The sequence below is a fragment of the Devosia chinhatensis genome (assembly GCF_000969445.1).
GTDB lineage: Bacteria > Pseudomonadota > Alphaproteobacteria > Rhizobiales > Devosiaceae > Devosia > Devosia chinhatensis.
Genome location: NZ_JZEY01000054.1, coordinates 1,872,550 through 1,887,636 on the forward strand (window position 1 = coordinate 1,872,550; position 15,087 = coordinate 1,887,636).

At 63.2% G+C, this 15,087-nt stretch carries 17 protein-coding genes and 1 tRNA gene; 6 read left to right on the forward strand and 12 right to left on the reverse strand.

Going from position 1 to position 15,087, the window contains the following annotated elements:
• Nucleotides 1-65 precede the first annotated feature (65 nt).
• The 3 genes from VE26_RS09060 to VE26_RS09070 all read right to left on the reverse strand — a co-directional run bounded on the left by VE26_RS09060 (nucleotide 66) and on the right by VE26_RS09070 (nucleotide 749).
• Nucleotides 66-245: a DUF3606 domain-containing protein gene (locus VE26_RS09060; RefSeq protein WP_046105199.1), complete on the reverse strand. Its 180-nt coding sequence runs from the start codon at nucleotides 243-245 to the stop codon at nucleotides 66-68.
• A 101-nt stretch (nucleotides 246-346) separates the two neighbouring features.
• Nucleotides 347-422, reverse strand: a tRNA-Lys gene (locus VE26_RS09065).
• Nucleotides 423-554: 132 nt separating this feature from the next.
• Entirely contained in the window at nucleotides 555-749 is a 195-nt protein-coding gene (locus tag VE26_RS09070) for a hypothetical protein (protein ID WP_046104638.1), read from the reverse strand.
• A 334-nt stretch (nucleotides 750-1,083) separates the two neighbouring features.
• On the opposite strand from VE26_RS09070, the gene VE26_RS09075 reads away from it, so the two are divergent.
• Nucleotides 1,084-2,196, forward strand: a complete 1,113-nt coding sequence (locus VE26_RS09075; protein WP_244465647.1) for a pyridoxal phosphate-dependent aminotransferase — start codon at nucleotides 1,084-1,086, stop codon at nucleotides 2,194-2,196.
• On the opposite strand, the gene VE26_RS09080 is transcribed toward VE26_RS09075, so the two are convergent.
• From VE26_RS09080 to VE26_RS09090, 3 genes are all read right to left on the reverse strand, one after another.
• Complete coding sequence (locus VE26_RS09080; RefSeq protein ID WP_052715779.1) at nucleotides 2,181-3,125, reverse strand: endonuclease/exonuclease/phosphatase family protein; 945 nt, start codon at nucleotides 3,123-3,125, stop codon at nucleotides 2,181-2,183. The two genes, VE26_RS09075 and VE26_RS09080, sit on opposite strands and share 16 nt — an antisense overlap.
• A 32-nt stretch (nucleotides 3,126-3,157) precedes the next feature.
• Nucleotides 3,158-3,634: a GNAT family N-acetyltransferase gene (locus VE26_RS09085; RefSeq protein ID WP_052715780.1), complete on the reverse strand. Its 477-nt coding sequence runs from the start codon at nucleotides 3,632-3,634 to the stop codon at nucleotides 3,158-3,160.
• Nucleotides 3,635-3,729: 95 nt separating this feature from the next.
• Nucleotides 3,730-5,292: a 2-isopropylmalate synthase gene (locus VE26_RS09090; RefSeq protein ID WP_046104640.1), complete on the reverse strand. Its 1,563-nt coding sequence runs from the start codon at nucleotides 5,290-5,292 to the stop codon at nucleotides 3,730-3,732.
• Nucleotides 5,293-5,729: 437 nt separating this feature from the next.
• Here VE26_RS09090 and VE26_RS09095 point away from each other — a divergent pair, with 437 nt between their 5' ends.
• From VE26_RS09095 to VE26_RS09105, 3 genes are read left to right on the forward strand one after another with little or no spacing between them, the layout of a single operon-like run.
• Nucleotides 5,730-6,689, forward strand: a complete 960-nt coding sequence (locus tag VE26_RS09095) for a transferrin-binding protein-like solute binding protein (protein WP_046104641.1) — start codon at nucleotides 5,730-5,732, stop codon at nucleotides 6,687-6,689.
• Nucleotides 6,690-6,695: 6 nt separating this feature from the next.
• Nucleotides 6,696-7,967 carry a surface lipoprotein assembly modifier gene (locus tag VE26_RS09100; RefSeq protein ID WP_046104642.1) on the forward strand — a complete coding sequence of 424 codons (1,272 nt, stop codon included), beginning with the start codon at nucleotides 6,696-6,698 and terminating at the stop codon, nucleotides 7,965-7,967.
• Nucleotides 7,968-7,969: 2 nt separating this feature from the next.
• Nucleotides 7,970-8,869, forward strand: a complete 900-nt coding sequence (locus tag VE26_RS09105; protein WP_046104643.1) for a hypothetical protein — start codon at nucleotides 7,970-7,972, stop codon at nucleotides 8,867-8,869.
• A 21-nt stretch (nucleotides 8,870-8,890) separates the two neighbouring features.
• On the opposite strand, the gene VE26_RS09110 is transcribed toward VE26_RS09105, so the two are convergent.
• From VE26_RS09110 to VE26_RS09135, 6 genes are all read right to left on the reverse strand, one after another.
• Nucleotides 8,891-9,775, reverse strand: a complete 885-nt coding sequence (locus VE26_RS09110; protein ID WP_046104644.1) for a PhzF family phenazine biosynthesis protein — start codon at nucleotides 9,773-9,775, stop codon at nucleotides 8,891-8,893.
• Nucleotides 9,772-10,269 (reverse strand): heme-degrading domain-containing protein, encoded by a 498-nt coding sequence (locus VE26_RS09115; RefSeq protein ID WP_046104645.1) that lies wholly within the window; start codon nucleotides 10,267-10,269, stop codon nucleotides 9,772-9,774. Before VE26_RS09115 ends, VE26_RS09110 begins: the two co-directional genes overlap by 4 nt.
• A gap of 2 nt (nucleotides 10,270-10,271) precedes the next feature.
• Nucleotides 10,272-10,736, reverse strand: coding sequence for a GFA family protein (locus VE26_RS09120; RefSeq protein WP_046104646.1), 465 nt, complete (start codon nucleotides 10,734-10,736; stop codon nucleotides 10,272-10,274).
• 57 nt (nucleotides 10,737-10,793) lie between these two features.
• The gene (locus VE26_RS09125) at nucleotides 10,794-11,513 is read right to left on the reverse strand and encodes an NUDIX hydrolase (RefSeq protein ID WP_052715782.1); all 720 of its coding nucleotides are present in this window, start codon (nucleotides 11,511-11,513) and stop codon (nucleotides 10,794-10,796) included.
• Between the two features lie 79 nt (nucleotides 11,514-11,592).
• Nucleotides 11,593-12,612, reverse strand: coding sequence for a ketol-acid reductoisomerase (gene ilvC / locus VE26_RS09130; RefSeq protein WP_046104647.1), 1,020 nt, complete (start codon nucleotides 12,610-12,612; stop codon nucleotides 11,593-11,595).
• 28 nt (nucleotides 12,613-12,640) lie between these two features.
• Entirely contained in the window at nucleotides 12,641-13,288 is a 648-nt protein-coding gene (locus tag VE26_RS09135; RefSeq protein ID WP_046104648.1) for a TetR/AcrR family transcriptional regulator, read from the reverse strand.
• 156 nt (nucleotides 13,289-13,444) lie between these two features.
• Here VE26_RS09135 and VE26_RS09140 point away from each other — a divergent pair, with 156 nt between their 5' ends.
• Together VE26_RS09140 and pepT are read left to right on the forward strand one after the other, a co-directional pair.
• The gene (locus VE26_RS09140) at nucleotides 13,445-13,768 is read left to right on the forward strand and encodes a hypothetical protein (protein ID WP_046104649.1); all 324 of its coding nucleotides are present in this window, start codon (nucleotides 13,445-13,447) and stop codon (nucleotides 13,766-13,768) included.
• Nucleotides 13,769-13,837: 69 nt separating this feature from the next.
• Complete coding sequence (gene pepT, locus VE26_RS09145) at nucleotides 13,838-15,070, forward strand: peptidase T (RefSeq protein WP_046104650.1); 1,233 nt, start codon at nucleotides 13,838-13,840, stop codon at nucleotides 15,068-15,070.
• The last annotated feature ends 17 nt before the right edge of the window (nucleotides 15,071-15,087 follow it).

Here is a 15,087-nt window from a genome sequence, read left to right on the forward strand (position 1 = left end):
ATCGTTGGGGATATTTCTATCGCCTTCCGATACAGCCACAACGTCCCTGTATCGCGATAGGTTCCCTATTCTTTCAATTTTTTCTCTACGGCTGCGCGCGAATTGCCTTCGGACTTTACAGCGTCTCGCACATCCTTCCGGCTCGCATCCATCTTGCCGGCTTCGTAATCGACTTCATGGTCCTGCCCACCGGCAACGCGGTCGCGGTCCTGGTTGCGGCCGCGTGTGGTCTGGTCCTGTGCCATCATGGCCTCCTCGGTTAGACGAGTAGGGCCAACGCACGAGGATTCCGCAGGGTTGCGAAATCCATGAGGGCCGAAAGTATTTTTAGTCTACGGGAAGACTTTGGTGGGTGCACAAGGACTCGAACCTTGGACCCGCTGATTAAGAGTCAGCTGCTCTACCATCTGAGCTATGCACCCGTCGGCGTTACCGTCCGGCACCAAAGTGGCGCCTCTCTAGCAAAGCGATTCCGACCTGTCCAGCGCCCGTCATCAGATTGTGGGGATAAAATGCAATGCGCCCGGTCCGATGCCGACCGGGCGCCATTGATACTATGTCCGCAAGTGCCGATAGTCGTTCAGTTCGAGCACGTTATTGGCGCGGGGCGGCTCGGGGCGGTAATCGTCCATAAGCCCGATCGTGCGCTCGATGATATGGCGAAGTTGCCGCGAACGCTGGTCCGCCCCCTGCAGGATGGTGGCGGCGCGCTGAAGATGGTCACGCGCAAGCACGTAGGTGGGAGGCAATCGAGGTCTCCTTCAATATAGCTCGGGAAGTCATGAAACGCCTGGGGAGGCAGGCGTGACCTCAACCTGCAGCAGGTTAGTTGGCGACTCCTTGCGCCAATCCATGGCATTTTATCCAAATGGGTCCTCAGGGAACGCCGTCGCCAATTTTCCCGCTGTGGCGGGGCTTTGCCCCCGATCACAGTTTTATTGTTCTTGTGCACAAGACTGGGGACGATCGCTGCAATGCGCCTCGCCATTGTCCGGCTGCCGAATCGGAGCCTCGTTTTCCGCGCTGGCACTTGGCCGTTGCAGCATTAGAATGCTCGAGAATCGATCATGTTGGTGCCGCCCCTTGCCCCTGCCGCCGTTTTCGCCTCTCGTCGCCGCCCTGCCGGAAACCGTGCCCTTTGTCGGCCCCGAGGCCTTGGAGCGTCGCTCCGGCATCACCATCCGCGCTCGTCTGGGTGCCAATGAATCGGGTTTTGGCCCCAGTCCGCGCGTCATCGCCGCCCTTTCGGAGGCCGGTGCCGACGCCTGGCGCTATCCCGACCCCGAAAATCACGATCTGCGCTACGCCCTCGGCGCGCATCTGGGCATCCCGGCCCACGCCGTCATGCCTGGAGAAGGCATAGATGGGCTTCTCAGCCTTGCCGTGCGGCTCTTCATCGCTCCGGGCGATGTCGTCGTGACCTCGCTGGGCGCCTACCCGACATTCAATTATCACGTCACGGGGTTTGGCGGCGTATTGCAGTTCGTGCCTTATGCCGGTCACCACGAAGATCTCGACCAGCTCGCGGCCGAAGTCCGGCGCAGCAAGGCGCGCATGGTCTATCTCGCCAATCCCGACAATCCGATGGGCTCGCATTGGCCAGCGCCGGCCATCGCTGCGTTCATCGCTTCCGTGCCGGAAGGCTGCATCATCCTGCTCGATGAAGCCTATGGCGAGACCGCCCCGGACGGCACCCTGCCCGCCATCGATCTCGACCAGCCCAATCTCATCCGCTTCCGCACCTTTTCAAAGGCCTATGGGCTGGCCGGAATGCGCCTGGGCTATGCATTCGGACATCCCACGCTGATCGGCGGCTTCAATCGGGTTCGCAATCACTTTGGCATCACACGTCCTGGTCAGGCCGCCGCCATTGCCGCCCTTGGGGATCGGCCCTATCTCGAAAGCGCCATTGCCGCGATCGGACGCAGCCGCGAGAGCATCGCCGCCATTGCCCGCGCCAATGGGCTGGAGGCCCTGCCGTCCGCGACGAACTTCGTCACCATCGATTGTGGCGGTGACGGCGATTTCGCCGCTCGCGTCCTGGCAGAGCTGGCCCAGCGGGCTGTGTTCATCCGCAAGCCAATGGCGCCCGGTCTCGATCGCCATATCCGCGTCAGCGCCGCCCCTGACGCAGAGCTGGAGCTTTTTGCGGACGCGCTTCCTCAAGCCCTGCGCGCAGCCTACGAACCGGGATAGATCGCCACGTCCGCCCACAGCGGACGGTGGTTGGATCCGTAATTCTCGCCAGCCTCCAGCGTCAGCAGGCGCGCATTGCCGCTCGTAAAGACATTATCGATCGGTACGCCCAGAGGGCCCAGCCGCACTGGCCAGGTCGCTGCCGGCCAGGGCCCGGGCGCAAGGTCCAGCTGAGCGCCCAGATTGGCCATGGGCTCGGTCCAGAACGCCGAATTGAAGTCGCCCGCGACCACCATCGGTCCCTCCACCGCACTCAGGATGCGGCCGATCGAATGCAGCTCGATCCACGAGGACTGGTCGAAATAGGGCTTGGACAGATGAATGCCGGCAATGGTGATCGGCTGACCGTCCACCACGATCCGGCCGATCGCCAGCCGTTCGAAATGATAGGGTGGCGGCCGGCGGATTTCGCCATCTTCGATGGGAAAGCGCGACAGCAGGGAAATATCGCAGGTCGTCGTCACCGCGCAGCCAAGTCGATAGGGCAGCACCTGTGCCAGCCGGTCGAGATGGGTTTCGATGCCGGGCGTTTCCATGACCAGCATGACATCGGGCGGATCGGCGATCACTGCGTCGACCAGCTGGGCCGCTTGTCTGTTGCCGTTGAGCACGTTGAAGCTGAGGAAACGGAACTGGGCAGCGGGCGCCTCGGCGACGGGCGTGCGGCGTTCGTAGAATTCGCGCACGAAAAGCGCCCCATGCGCGCCGCTCGCCAGCACGATCAGCAGAACGATCAGGCCGCGCCAGCGGGCACCGAAAAGAATGGCGAGGACAGCGAGTCCCAGCCCTGCGGCCAAAAGATGGAATCGCAGCGTCTGCAACAGCAATTCGCCCGGCAAGCCGGGCGACAGCGACACCACCAGAAGCACCACGATCAGGATCGCCGATACGGCCAGCAGGCCCCCGCGAAATTCAGCCTTGCTCAGCATCCAGCCTCCGAACCGGTCATAGCCCGAAAAGGCTAGAGCAGCTTCCGCATCTGGATGCAAGAAGCCGCAATGCTCACGAGTTCGGTAGGGTCCCAGTCGAAGGGCTGCCATCCCGTCTTTTCATAGAAGCCGACAGCCTCGGCCGCAGCGTTGACCAGAAGCGTCTCGACGCCGAACTCGCGCGCCCGCACGCTCACAAGGTGTTCCATCACGCGCCCATGCCCCCGCCCCTGCTCGGAAGCTGTTATGGCCACCAAACGAACTGCCGCCCGCCCATCCCCAAAAAGGTCGAGCCGGGTCGTGCCCAGCGCCCGCTCGTCAAGTTTCAAAAGGAAGGGATGCGCAAAATCGGCATAATCATCCGGATGCCGGTCATTATAAACCCCGATCCTGCCCTTGGACTCAAACAGCTCCACCCGGCGAATGGCATGGAAATCGGTCCAGTCACCGGGCTTGGACACTTCAACCAATGCATAGGCCATGACGTCCCCTTCGATGTCACTCGGCATGCCCTGAGACCCGACGAACGCCTCCAGCCCTCAGCCGGCAAAAAATGGCGTTCAAACCGCCCTCGACACTCAATGCCGAGGGCAGCGAGACGCGCCTAGCCCGCCAGCGCGCCCTGGGCCGAAGCGCCGCGTTCGATCATCACCCGGTTGAGCGCGTTGAGATAAGCGCGGGCCGATGCCACCAGCGTATCGGGCTCGGCCGCATTGCCCGAAGCGATCCGCCCGTTCATTTCGAGGCGCACATGGGCGCTGGCCTGCGCGTCGGTACCGCCGGTCACGCCATCGACGGCATAGAGCACCAGATGCGGGTCCTGTCCCGAGGCCGCCTTGATGGCGTTGAAGATCGCGTCGACCGAGCCTGTCCCTTCGTAGGACACGGCGGTTTGTTCGCCGTCGATGGTCACAACCAGATTGCACTTGTGCGTGCCGCCGGTCTTGCTGACCACTTCCATATCCACCAGCCGGATGCGGTCCCCGACGGAGCCGACCTCGTCATCGACCAGCGCCACGATATCGGCGTCATAGACATGCTTCTTGCGGTCGGCCAGGTCCTTGAAGCGCACGAAAGCTTCCTGAAAAGCATTGTCGCCCAGCTCGTAACCCAGCTCCTTGAGCTTGTCCTTGAACGCGGCGCGGCCCGAATGCTTGCCCATCACCAAGGTGGTTTCCTTGATGCCGACGCTCGCCGGGGTCATGATCTCATAGGTCTCGGCATTCTTGAGCATGCCGTCCTGATGAATGCCGCTTTCATGCGCGAAGGCGTTCTTTCCCACGATTGCCTTGTTGTACTGCACCGGAAAATTCGACGCCGCCGACACGATCCGGCTGGCCCGCGACAGCTGGGTGGTTTCGATCTCGGTGTAATAGGGCATGGCATCCCCGCGCGTGCGCAAGGCCATCACCACTTCCTCGAGCGCGGCATTGCCCGCGCGCTCGCCCAATCCGTTGATCGTGCATTCGATCTGCCGCGCCCCGCCCGCGACACCGGCCAGCGAATTGGCGACGGCCATGCCCAGATCGTCATGGCAATGCACCGAGAAGATGGCCTTATCGGCGCCCGGCACGCTCTCGATGATGTCCTTGAACATCTTGAAATGCTCTTCGGGCACCGCGTAGCCCACCGTGTCGGGCAAGTTGATCGTCGTCGCGCCGGCCTTGATGGCCGTTTCCACACAGCGCTTGAGGAATTCCAGCGGCGTGCGGGTCGCATCCATCGCGCTCCATTCCACGTCGTCGATCAGGTTGCGCGCCTGCGCCACCGTGCGGGCGATGATCTCGATCACCTCGTCCTCGGTCTTTTTCATCTGGTGCGCCAGATGGATCGGCGAGGTCGACACGAAGGTATGGATACGTCCCTGCTGGGCATGGCGCACCGCTTCGCCCGCCCGGTCGATATCGGCCGTTATGGCGCGGGCCAGCCCCGCCACGCGCGCCTTCTTGACATGCTTGGCGACGGCCACCACGGCCTCGAAATCTCCCACCGACGCAATGGGGAAGCCGGCTTCGATAATATCGACGCCCATCTCGTCCAGCGCATCGGCCACCTGGAGTTTCTCCTCCAGCGTCATGGTCGCGCCGGGCGATTGCTCGCCGTCGCGCAGCGTGGTGTCGAAGATGAAGACGCGGTCTTTGTTGGACTGGGTGGCAGAAGCAGACATTTCAGGCTCTTTTCCTATCGGCCCCGAGGCAATGGCTCGCTGGACCGGACAATCGATTTGTTCGGTTTATGGCGCAATCCCCTGACGACCCGCTCGGTGATCCGAGCTGCCGGTGATCAGGGGCTGATAAGAAGGAGGAGAAGCGCGGGCAGCAGAAGCAGGCCAGCGGCAACGACCAGTCGGGTCGTCATGACCTGCTGGTGTGCGATGGCAATGGCTTTGGCCCGGCGGCGCTGCATACGATCAAGCTCTGATGCGCGTGTGTCTGGACCGAACAATGCGTCACCTGGCGATAGGATGCAAGACCAAACCGCCAAAATGCGTTCGCCTCGCTCCTGCGCATCATTCGCCTGGTCATCCCCAATAAAGGGTATGACGCCACTTGCCGCCACCCCTTAAGAAACAGTTAAGACCTGATTTTTTCTGTGGGGGCAGAAATGCTTGCAAAATTTGTACTGGCCGTAACCTGCGCAACTCTGCTGTCCGGCTGCAGCCTTGCCAATCTCATGAGCAATGCCGCCCCGGTGGCGCCCGCGCCGGCGACACCCCCGGCTGCCGGCTCCGCCGCGAGTACCAATCTCAGTTCCTCGCAGGTCCTGAGAGCCTATACGCAGACCTTCGCGACGCCCGCCTTCACCTCCGTCACCGCAGCACAGACCACGGGCATCGCCGGCTATGCGGCCGGTCCGCGCCTGCCCACCGCGTCCGCCAGCGCCAGCAGTTTCAAGACCGCCGTGGTCAAGATCTCGCCGGATCGCCAATCCCTGGAGATCACCGTCGAGGGCCGCACCTTCGCCCTGCAGGACTTTACCGCGGGGCCCGCGACCGTGACAATCAATGGTCAGGATTACGTCGCCTATGGCTTTAGCACCGATGGCGCTTTCCCCTCGAACGCTGACCGCAAGGACGCCGCGATCCTGGTGAACGGCACCTATTCTTCCCTCGCCATGTTCCTGCGCAATGCCGGGGACGCGATGCAGAACCAGCCTCACGTCAATGACGGCTTCGTCATGATCGCCACGGGCGGGGAAACCCCGATCAACGGCATGCCGTCCCAGATCGTCCATTACAGTGGCCAATGGTTCACCGTCACGCCGCAATCCTTCGAAAACGGCAACTTCCTTGCACAGGCCGATTTCGCCAATCGCAGCCTCAACTGGACTGCGACCGCTCTCGACAACAGCTTCACCGATACCGGCACCGCCACCATCGATGGCAACCGCTTCGTCGGAACGCTGGCTTTCGGCGCCCTCGGCGTCAATGACAGTGCCCAGGTGGTCGGCAGCTTCTATGGCCCCAATGCCGAAGAAATCGCAGGCGTCGTCAGCGGCAATGGCACGGTCAACGGCGCGGTCGTCCCGGTCGGCGGCGGGTTCTTCGGCAATAAGGTCCCGTAAGCATCCATGCGCCTGAAACGCATCCTGCTTGCCATCGTCGCCCTGCTCTGGGCGACGATGGCGACCTACGCTGCCAGTTTCGCCGAGCTCGAGGCACATATTGCCGGCGGTGATTTCGTCTCCGCCGAGCAGGCGGCCTTGCGTCTCGATACGGCGGAAGCGGGCGACTTCTTTGTCGTCTATGTCGAGGCGACGCGACGCATTGCCGGCGGCGACTGCCTGTCCGCAACCCCGTTGCTGGAAACCCTCGCGGTGATCCGCCCCGGCTTCATGTCCGCCCACCAATTGCTCTACCTGTGCGATATCGAGCGGGGCGACGAGTCTTCGGCGGCACAGCGGCTCGACGTCATGCTCGCCCTTCTGCCCGAAGGCGATGCCCGCGATGTCGTGCTGACCCTTCGCCGCACTCTTGCGGTGGCCGCAGGACCGGTATTCAGCATTTATGGCGACATCATTCCCTCGACCAATGCCAACCGGCAGACGGCGGCCACCAATCTCAATGGGCTGGTCATACCCGACGCCAACCGCGCGACCTCGGGCGTCACCCTGCGCGGCGGCGCCAATGTCAGCTTCGGGCTCTTCAATGCCGGGAATATGGCTGTCTCGATGCTGGTTCGGGGAGAACTGGATTACTCGACGGTCACGCGCTCGTTTGCCCCCCGCATGACCTTCGAGACGCCGGTCAGCTTCCAGCGCGGCGCCGTCACCTATGGATTCGCCCCGCTTTTCGGTGCCGATTTCGACTCTGTCGGTCTTGAGCGATTGCGCATCGGCGTCAGGGGCTTTGCCGCCTGGCAAGTCCAGCCGGGCTCCTTGCTCAGTCTCGAAACCACCGCCTATCTCGCGCGCTATCCCGTCAAGACCTACCTCGATGGCACCTATCTCGAAGCCAGCATTGCCCATGCCTATGTCCTGACGCCGGAACTGACCGTGACCAACAAGCTTGGCGGCGCGCTCGATCTGCCCGACGATCTCAAGCGGCATCGCCTCACCGCCGAGATCATGACCCGGCTCGATTATATGGGGCACAACGGCCTCGTCCTGGGCGCCAGCGCAACGCTGGGCACGCGGCTGCACAATATGCCCCCGCCCCTCTCCCTGGGTCCAAATCAGGTGGATGTCTTTGCCGTTGGCAGGGCCGAAATCGGCCATCAGGCGCTGGCTCTCGGCCCTTTCATTCCCATGCTCTATTATCAATATTCAAAGCAGGTGTCGGATAATGTGTTCTATGATTATGAAAGCCAGGACATCGGCATCAGGCTGAGGGCACGGATGTGATGATGAAGCCGACCGCTGCACTCCTCTTTCTGCTCGCAGCCGGGCCGGCACTGGCCCAGGCCGAAGTCGAGGTGAGCGTCGATGCCGGTCTTGCCGCTGAGCGCTTCACCATCTGGCATGATGCCAGTGCCCAATTTCCGATCCTGGGATCGCCGACGTCGATTCTCGACCACGTCGCTTTGATCGGGCCAAGTCTATCCCTCTCGGCAAGCACAGGCCTGCTCGACCCCGTTTATGTAAAGGCCGACCTGACGGCCACGACCTTTGTCATGGGTGCATTCCACGACACCGATTATCTGGCCGGCAATCTGCTGTTCTCCGATACATGGAGCGATGTTCGCGGCGGTAAGCTCCAGGCGGGCCTCAAGTTCGCGCCACCGCAAATGGCCGCCTTCCCCCTCGGCGCTGGTCAGTTCCGACCCTATGTCACCACATCAGCTGAAGCCACCGCGCTCACGGCCCATGGGCTGATCTGTACTTTGGCCTGCGCCGTAGGCCCGCTGCCCGCCGGCCAGGCGGTTATCGAACAGGCTATATATTCTGGAGATATCGGCCTCGGCGGCGCCTGGCAGACCGAAGGCGCACACGGCACGTTCACGGCCTATGGGGAACTGGCCGTAGGCCGTCTCAGGGTCTTCGACAGCCATCTGCTGCGCGCCGATCTCGGGCGCACACCCAATATCGTCTACGGCTTCACCACGATTTCGGCCGTAGCGGGCCTCGCCCACGACTGGTCCATTTCAGAAAATCTGGCCCTCGTTGTTTCCGGCGAAGTCCAGGGCACTTACGGCATGGGCGACGTCCTTTTCGGCCCGGGCCTCGCGTCCCCACTCGGCCCCTACCCGGCCTGGCTCAGTACCTTTGGCGGCAAACTCTCCGCCGGTCTCACGGGTCATTTCTAGGCTCTTTGGTTCACGCCGCGCTCAATCGCCCAGGTCGAGCACACCTTCGGCCACCACCACCGCGTGCCCGCCGATGGCGCCATGGGTCAGCTTGTCATCCTGTTTGCGGAACTGAAGCTGGATATGGCAGGCCCGGCCCATTTCCACCCCCTGGCGTAGCACCAGCTCGAATTGTCCATTCGCCATTTCCTGCTCGGCCAGCAATCCGATCAAGGCCGCAGCTGCCGACCCGGTCCCCGGATCTTCACCCAGGCCCATGCCGAACATGCGGGCGGCGATGTCGTTTTCCGGCTCGTTGGGGGTCAGCGTGAACACATAGGCGGAATGATGATCGTGGTGGAACACCTGGTTCCACGCCGTGCGATTGACCGCAATGCGCTTGAGCACGCCAGCGTCGCGCACCGGAATCAGGTGGAACGTGACCCCGGCCGAAAACACGCAGGGCTTGAAGAGATCGCAGCCGATATCCTCGACCTCGATACCCAGTGCCTGCGCGATGGCCAGTTTGTTGGGCAGCTCGGCCAGGCGCGCCGGCAGCCTGGGCAGGGTGAAGCGTGCTTCCCCCGTGCGGCGGTCGACGCGGTCGAACAAAGCCGTCACCAGGCCCACCTTTTCTTCGATCCGCAATGCCGCTGCCTTGCTCTGCAAGCCCAGCACCACTGCTGCCCCCACCGTGGGGTGGCCGGCAAAGGGCAATTCCGTGTAGGGGGTAAAAATCCGTACCGACGCCGAGTTCCGCTCGTTCTGCGGCTTGCACAGAAACACCGTCTCGCTGAGGTTGAATTCCTTGGCGATGGCCTGCATCTCCCCGTCGAGCAAGCCATCGGCCTTGGGCACCACCGCCAGCGGATTGCCGGACAGCGCCGATTTGGTGAAGACGTCCAGAACCAGATAGGGCAGTTTCACGAGCTGGCCTCCGGTAGCGCGAAATCACTGCGTTCCCTGCCCAGATGATCGCAGAGCGCATCAACGGCCACGCCGTGATCTTTCCGTCCCGGCAACCCGGAAATGGTCAGCGCGCCGATAATGCCCGCGCCCGGCACACGAATGGGAAAGCCGCCGCCGGCAATGACGTAATCCGCGGGGTCGGCGCCGGATTGCACCGAAAACGGCTCTTCGCCCCGTTCCAGCACCAGCCTGTAGCTGGCGCGCTGGAAGCGCTTCACCGAATTGACCTTGCGCCGCACCCATTCGGCATTGTCCGCGCTCGTGCCCGGCGTTGCCGCAAAGAACAATTGCCGGTCCCAGGTGCGGATATCCACCACCAGCGACAGGCCTTCTTCCAGCGCCCGCTTCCGGATCGCCGCACCGATATCGAAAGCCACGGCCTCGTCGAATGCCGGCAGGACCAGTTCGGCTTCCTGCCGCTTGACCACGGCAATATCGTCTTGAGCGCTCATCGTCAGTCCTGCTGCGAACGGGTCCAGGCGTCGAACAGCGGTGTGCGGTCGACGAGACCCTTGGGAAAATTGGTGAGGGCCGGGTCGATATCGACCCATCCTGCCTTGCTGTCGGTCCAGATATTGCCCACCGGACGGGCCCAGTCCAGGTCGTCGAGCGTGCCGGCCCGCACGACCTTGATGCCGGGCATGGGGGGCTCGTTCCACAGCCAGCCATGGCAATGGGCGCAGAATTTCATGGCAATGACATTGCCGCTGTCGGCCCGCCGATCATAGGTCGCGGTTTCGCCCGAAAGCACCTCGAAGTCGCCATCGCGAACGATCATCGACATCGACCAGGCCGCGCCCGAATAGCGCTGGCAGTCCTTGCAATGACAATTGTAGACGCTGAGCGGCGACGCCTTGAGCCGGTAACGCGCCCGTCCGCACGAACATCCGCCCTCGACTGGAAAGTCTGGTAACGCCATGAGCTTTTCCCCCCTAAAGACAAAAGCTCTAGTCCACTTGCGCCCGGATTTGAAGCGTCAGAGCGTGACGCGGCCGCTACTTATGGCGTCGAGCAGCCCGGCGGCATAGCTCGCCACGGCCCCGGCCGCGGCCGCATCGGCGACATCGCGGCACGCCACCACGTCGGCCAGCTCGCGCTCTTCCTGTTTCTCGAGATTGGCGCGGATGTCCGCGACCAGGCTTTCGGCATCCTGGGGGAAGCGGAACACCCGCGAGATCGACAATTTGGGGCCCTCGAAGATGGTGAGCAGCGGACCCTTCTCGGCATCTTCGGCGCGCAACCCGGTCTCTTCCCACAATTCGAGCGTAACGCAGCGTTCCGCGTCCACGCTGCCGTCCGCCGTGACGTCGCGCGGCTCGAGCGACCCGCCGGGGGGATAAACCCGTCCGGAATTGACCGTGTCTCCGCCCATAACGCCCATGATCAGCGCTCCGTCCGATGACAGGATCAGCGCCGTGCCGAACACGTGATGGATGCCGATCTCGGGAAACCCCGCTTCGCGCCAGGTGAGAAACGCCGAATAGGCGTCTTCGCGGGCTTCTGCCCGCAGGATACCGTCCGCCCCGATCACCGGCTGCGTAAAGCCCAGGATACGCCCGTCCCAGGTATGGGGCTTTGCAGCCTTCATCCGCGCCCAGGTCTGGGGCACGGCGGCGCGCATGGCATCGGGCAGCGGCCAGGTCCCGGGCACCAGGCGGACGTCGGTGCCGTTGATGGGCAGGATGTCGACAGTCATGATGAAAAACGGGGGCCTTACGCCCCCGCCCTTGTTTGCTCCCTGCCGGCCGCGCGGGCCGGCACCGGAAAACCTGCGATCAGTTCTTGGCCTTGTCGACCAGGGCGCCGGCCTTGATCCACGGCATCATGTCGCGCAGCTTGTGGCCCACTTCCTCGATCGGATGCTCGTCGGCCAGGCGACGGGTCGCCTTGAAGCGCGATGCGCCGCCCTTGTATTCCTGCATCCAGTCGCTGGTGAACTTGCCCGACTGGATGTCGTGCAGCACGCGCTTCATCTCGGCCTTGGTTTCCGAGGTGATGATCCGCGGGCCGGTGACATATTCGCCCCACTCGGCCGTGTTCGAGATCGAGTAGTTCATGTTGGCGATGCCGCCCTGGTAGATCAGGTCGACGATCAGCTTCACTTCGTGCAGGCACTCGAAATAGGCCATTTCCGGCGCATAGCCGGCTTCCACCAGCGTTTCGAAACCGGCGCGGATCAGCTCGACCAGGCCGCCGCAGAGCACGGCCTGCTCGCCGAACAGGTCGGTTTCGCATTCCTCGCGGAAATTGGTCTCGATGACGCCCGAACGGCCGCCGCCAACGCCCGATGCATAGGCCAGCGCGATGTCATGGGCATTGCCCGAGGCGTCGTGATGCACCGCGATCAGGCACGGCACGCCGCCACCCTTCTGGTATTCGCCGCGCACGGTGTGGCCCGGACCCTTGGGCGCGATCATGATCACGTCGACGGTCGACTTGGGCTCGATCAGGTTGAAGTGCACGTTGAGGCCATGGGCGAAGGCCAGCGCCGCGCCGTCACGGATATTTGGCTCGATGTCCTTCTTGTAGATCTCGGCCTGCAACTCGTCCGGGGTCAGCAGCATGATGACGTCGGCCCAGGCGGATGCGTCGGCGACGCTCATCACCTTGAGGCCTTCGCCCTCGGCCTTCTTGGCCGACGGGGAATTCGGGCGCAGGCCCACCACGACATCGGTCACGCCCGAATCGCGAAGGTTCAGCACATGGGCATGGCCCTGCGAACCGTAGCCAATGATGGCCACCTTCTTGGACTTGATGATGTTGAGATCGGCATCACGATCGTAATAGACGCGCATTGGGGTTCTCCCTCGGAAAAGCGGCTTGTTATGGGTTTGCCTTGGCGCCGTAAAGGGCCAGGAACTGGTCCGTCGCGACCTTCACATCGGCTTCGATGTTGGCCTCGACATTGGATTGGGTGAGGGCCTTGTCGCCGAGCAGCAGACGGATCTGCACGTCGCGCACGACCAGGCCATAGAAGGTGCGATAGGCCTCCTCGCTAGAGGCGAAGCGCAGGAGCCGGGCGTCGCGCGCGGCTTCCAGGATCGGCTTGAGCCGCCGGCGCACCGCCATGGGGCCGTTTTCGAGCACGATATGGCCCAGATCGTCCTTTTCCTGCGCCGCATGGGTGATCGCGGTGCGGTTGAGGGTGATCGACACTTCCCCGATAATGGTGGTCAGCAGGTCGCGGGCGAATTGCTCGAGGCTGGCACGCAGCGCCTTGGTGCTGAGATGGCTGCGATCGACATAGGGCATGCGCACCTTGGCGGCCTGCCATTGCACCGTCGCCGTCAACAGGCCTTCGCGGTCGCCGAACCACTTGTAGAGCGTTTCCTTCGAGCATGAGGCGCGCCGCGCCACCGCCGTCATGGTGAGCCCGTCGCCATTCTCGACGAGCAGGTCCAGCGCCGCGGTCAGCACAGCCTGCTGGCGCGGGGTGAACGTCTCTTCGTTGACCTTGATGGCCAGGGCCACGGGAACCTCTCCCTTGCGTGTCGCGCCGAACGGTCCGGCGGCAATTCGTTCGCTGGCGTACCGTACGGTACGGTTCGAAGCAAGTGGAATCTTGTCTCCGTCCCCGCTCCGGGAACCCGCCCCTCGGCGCCGTCATTCCTGCCCGGAAGGAAAATCATGACCCAGCCGCCAAAAACGCCCGATGGTCGTTACATTGTCGTGCGTGGCCGGCTCTGGCGCGCCAGCAATCCCGGCCTGTCGTCCGTTGAGCGCCAGACGCAGGTGGACCGGCTGATGGCCGCGCGCCGCCGCGTCCGCTCCGACGACGGCGACGAAAAGGCCGCCGCCCGCGCCGAGGTGGATGCGGCCAAACGAGCCCTGGGCGAACGGGGCCCGGTCTGGTGGCATGACGGCGCGCCCGACTACAATCGGCACATGGCGCGCAATACGCCCTATGCCGAGTGGTTCGCCCGATTGCCGCAACCGGACCGGGATGACTGATGGCTGCGGGTTTGATTTCCTCCCGGGCGCTGCTAGACCCTGGGGCCAGCTCACCACGCCGGACCTGACATGACCGACACCGTTCTCGACCGCTTCCTGCGCTACGTTGCCATCGATACCCAGTCCGATGGCAATTCGCTCACCCAGCCCTCCACGGAAAAGCAGAAGGAACTCGGCCGCCTTCTGGTCGACGAACTCCAGGCCATCGGCATCGCCGACGCGCATCTCGACGAACACGGCTATGTCTATGCCACCGTCCCGGCCAATACCGACAAGCCCGACGTGCCGGTCATCTGCTTTTGCGCGCATATGGACACTGCCCCCGACTTTACCGGCACCGATGTCCGCCCAAAGATCATCCACAACTATGCCGGCGGCGACATTGCCCTGGGCAATTCAGGCCGCGTCATTCGCGTCGCCGAACATCCCGAACTGAACAACCAGATTGGCAATGATGTCATCACCACCGATGGCACCACCCTGCTGGGCGCAGACGACAAGGCGGGCTTGGCCGAAATCATCACCGCCGCCGAAATCCTCATCAGGGACACGTCCATCAAGCACGGCACCATTCGCCTGCTCTTTACCACCGACGAGGAAATCGGGCGCGGCGTCGACAAGGTCGATCTCGAAAAGCTTGGCGCCCGCTTCGCCTATACACTCGATGGCGAAACCGCCGGCACCATCGAGGACGAGACTTTTTCCGCCGATGCCCTGACCCTTGAGATCACCGGCGTCGCCATCCATCCCGGCTTCGCCAGGGACCGGATGGAAAACGCCATCAAGATCGCCTCGGCCATCGTCGCCCGCCTGCCGCGCGAGGTCTCACCAGAGGGCACCGAGGGCCGCGACGGCTTCGTTCATCCGGTCGACATCTCCGGTTCCATGGACAGCGCCACCCTCCAGTTCATCGTGCGCGACTTCACCGAAGCCGGGCTCGCGGAAAAGCATGGCATGGTCGAGACCATTGCCCGGGAGGTCCTTGCGGACTTCCCCGGCTCCGCCCTCACGGCGACCCGCAAGCAGCAATATCGCAATATGAAAGTGGTGCTCGATCAGTATCCGGAGATCGTCGAGAATGCCGTGGACGCCATCCGCCGGGCGGGCATGGCTCCGGTGCGCGGCTCCATTCGCGGCGGCACCGACGGGTCCCGCCTCTCCTTCATGGGCCTGCCCTGCCCAAACATCTTTGCCGGCGGCCACGCCTTCCATTCTCCCCTCGAGTGGATCAGCCGCCAGGACATGGAAAAGGCGGTCGCCACAGTCATCGAATTGGCCAAGATATGGGAAGAGCGCGCCTGAGCGCTGCCTTCAAGATC

Bases quoted from the DNA above. Each gene is read 5' to 3' on its own strand.
- VE26_RS09125 (WP_052715782.1), bottom strand. From the start codon at position 11,513: ATGACTGTCGACATCCTGCCCATCAACGGCACCGACGTCCGCCTGGTG.
- VE26_RS09095 (WP_046104641.1), top strand. From the start codon at position 5,730: ATGCTTGCAAAATTTGTACTGGCCGTAACCTGCGCAACTCTGCTGTCC.
- ilvC (WP_046104647.1), bottom strand. From the start codon at position 12,612: ATGCGCGTCTATTACGATCGTGATGCCGATCTCAACATCATCAAGTCC.
- VE26_RS09115 (WP_046104645.1), bottom strand. From the start codon at position 10,269: ATGAGCGCTCAAGACGATATTGCCGTGGTCAAGCGGCAGGAAGCCGAA.
- VE26_RS09080 (WP_052715779.1), bottom strand. From the start codon at position 3,125: ATGCTGAGCAAGGCTGAATTTCGCGGGGGCCTGCTGGCCGTATCGGCG.
- VE26_RS09090 (WP_046104640.1), bottom strand. From the start codon at position 5,292: ATGTCTGCTTCTGCCACCCAGTCCAACAAAGACCGCGTCTTCATCTTC.
- VE26_RS09120 (WP_046104646.1), bottom strand. From the start codon at position 10,736: ATGGCGTTACCAGACTTTCCAGTCGAGGGCGGATGTTCGTGCGGACGG.
- VE26_RS09140 (WP_046104649.1), top strand. From the start codon at position 13,445: ATGACCCAGCCGCCAAAAACGCCCGATGGTCGTTACATTGTCGTGCGT.
- VE26_RS09100 (WP_046104642.1), top strand. From the start codon at position 6,696: ATGCGCCTGAAACGCATCCTGCTTGCCATCGTCGCCCTGCTCTGGGCG.
- VE26_RS09105 (WP_046104643.1), top strand. From the start codon at position 7,970: ATGAAGCCGACCGCTGCACTCCTCTTTCTGCTCGCAGCCGGGCCGGCA.
- VE26_RS09085 (WP_052715780.1), bottom strand. From the start codon at position 3,634: ATGCCGAGTGACATCGAAGGGGACGTCATGGCCTATGCATTGGTTGAA.
- pepT (WP_046104650.1), top strand. From the start codon at position 13,838: ATGACCGACACCGTTCTCGACCGCTTCCTGCGCTACGTTGCCATCGAT.
- VE26_RS09060 (WP_046105199.1), bottom strand. From the start codon at position 245: ATGGCACAGGACCAGACCACACGCGGCCGCAACCAGGACCGCGACCGC.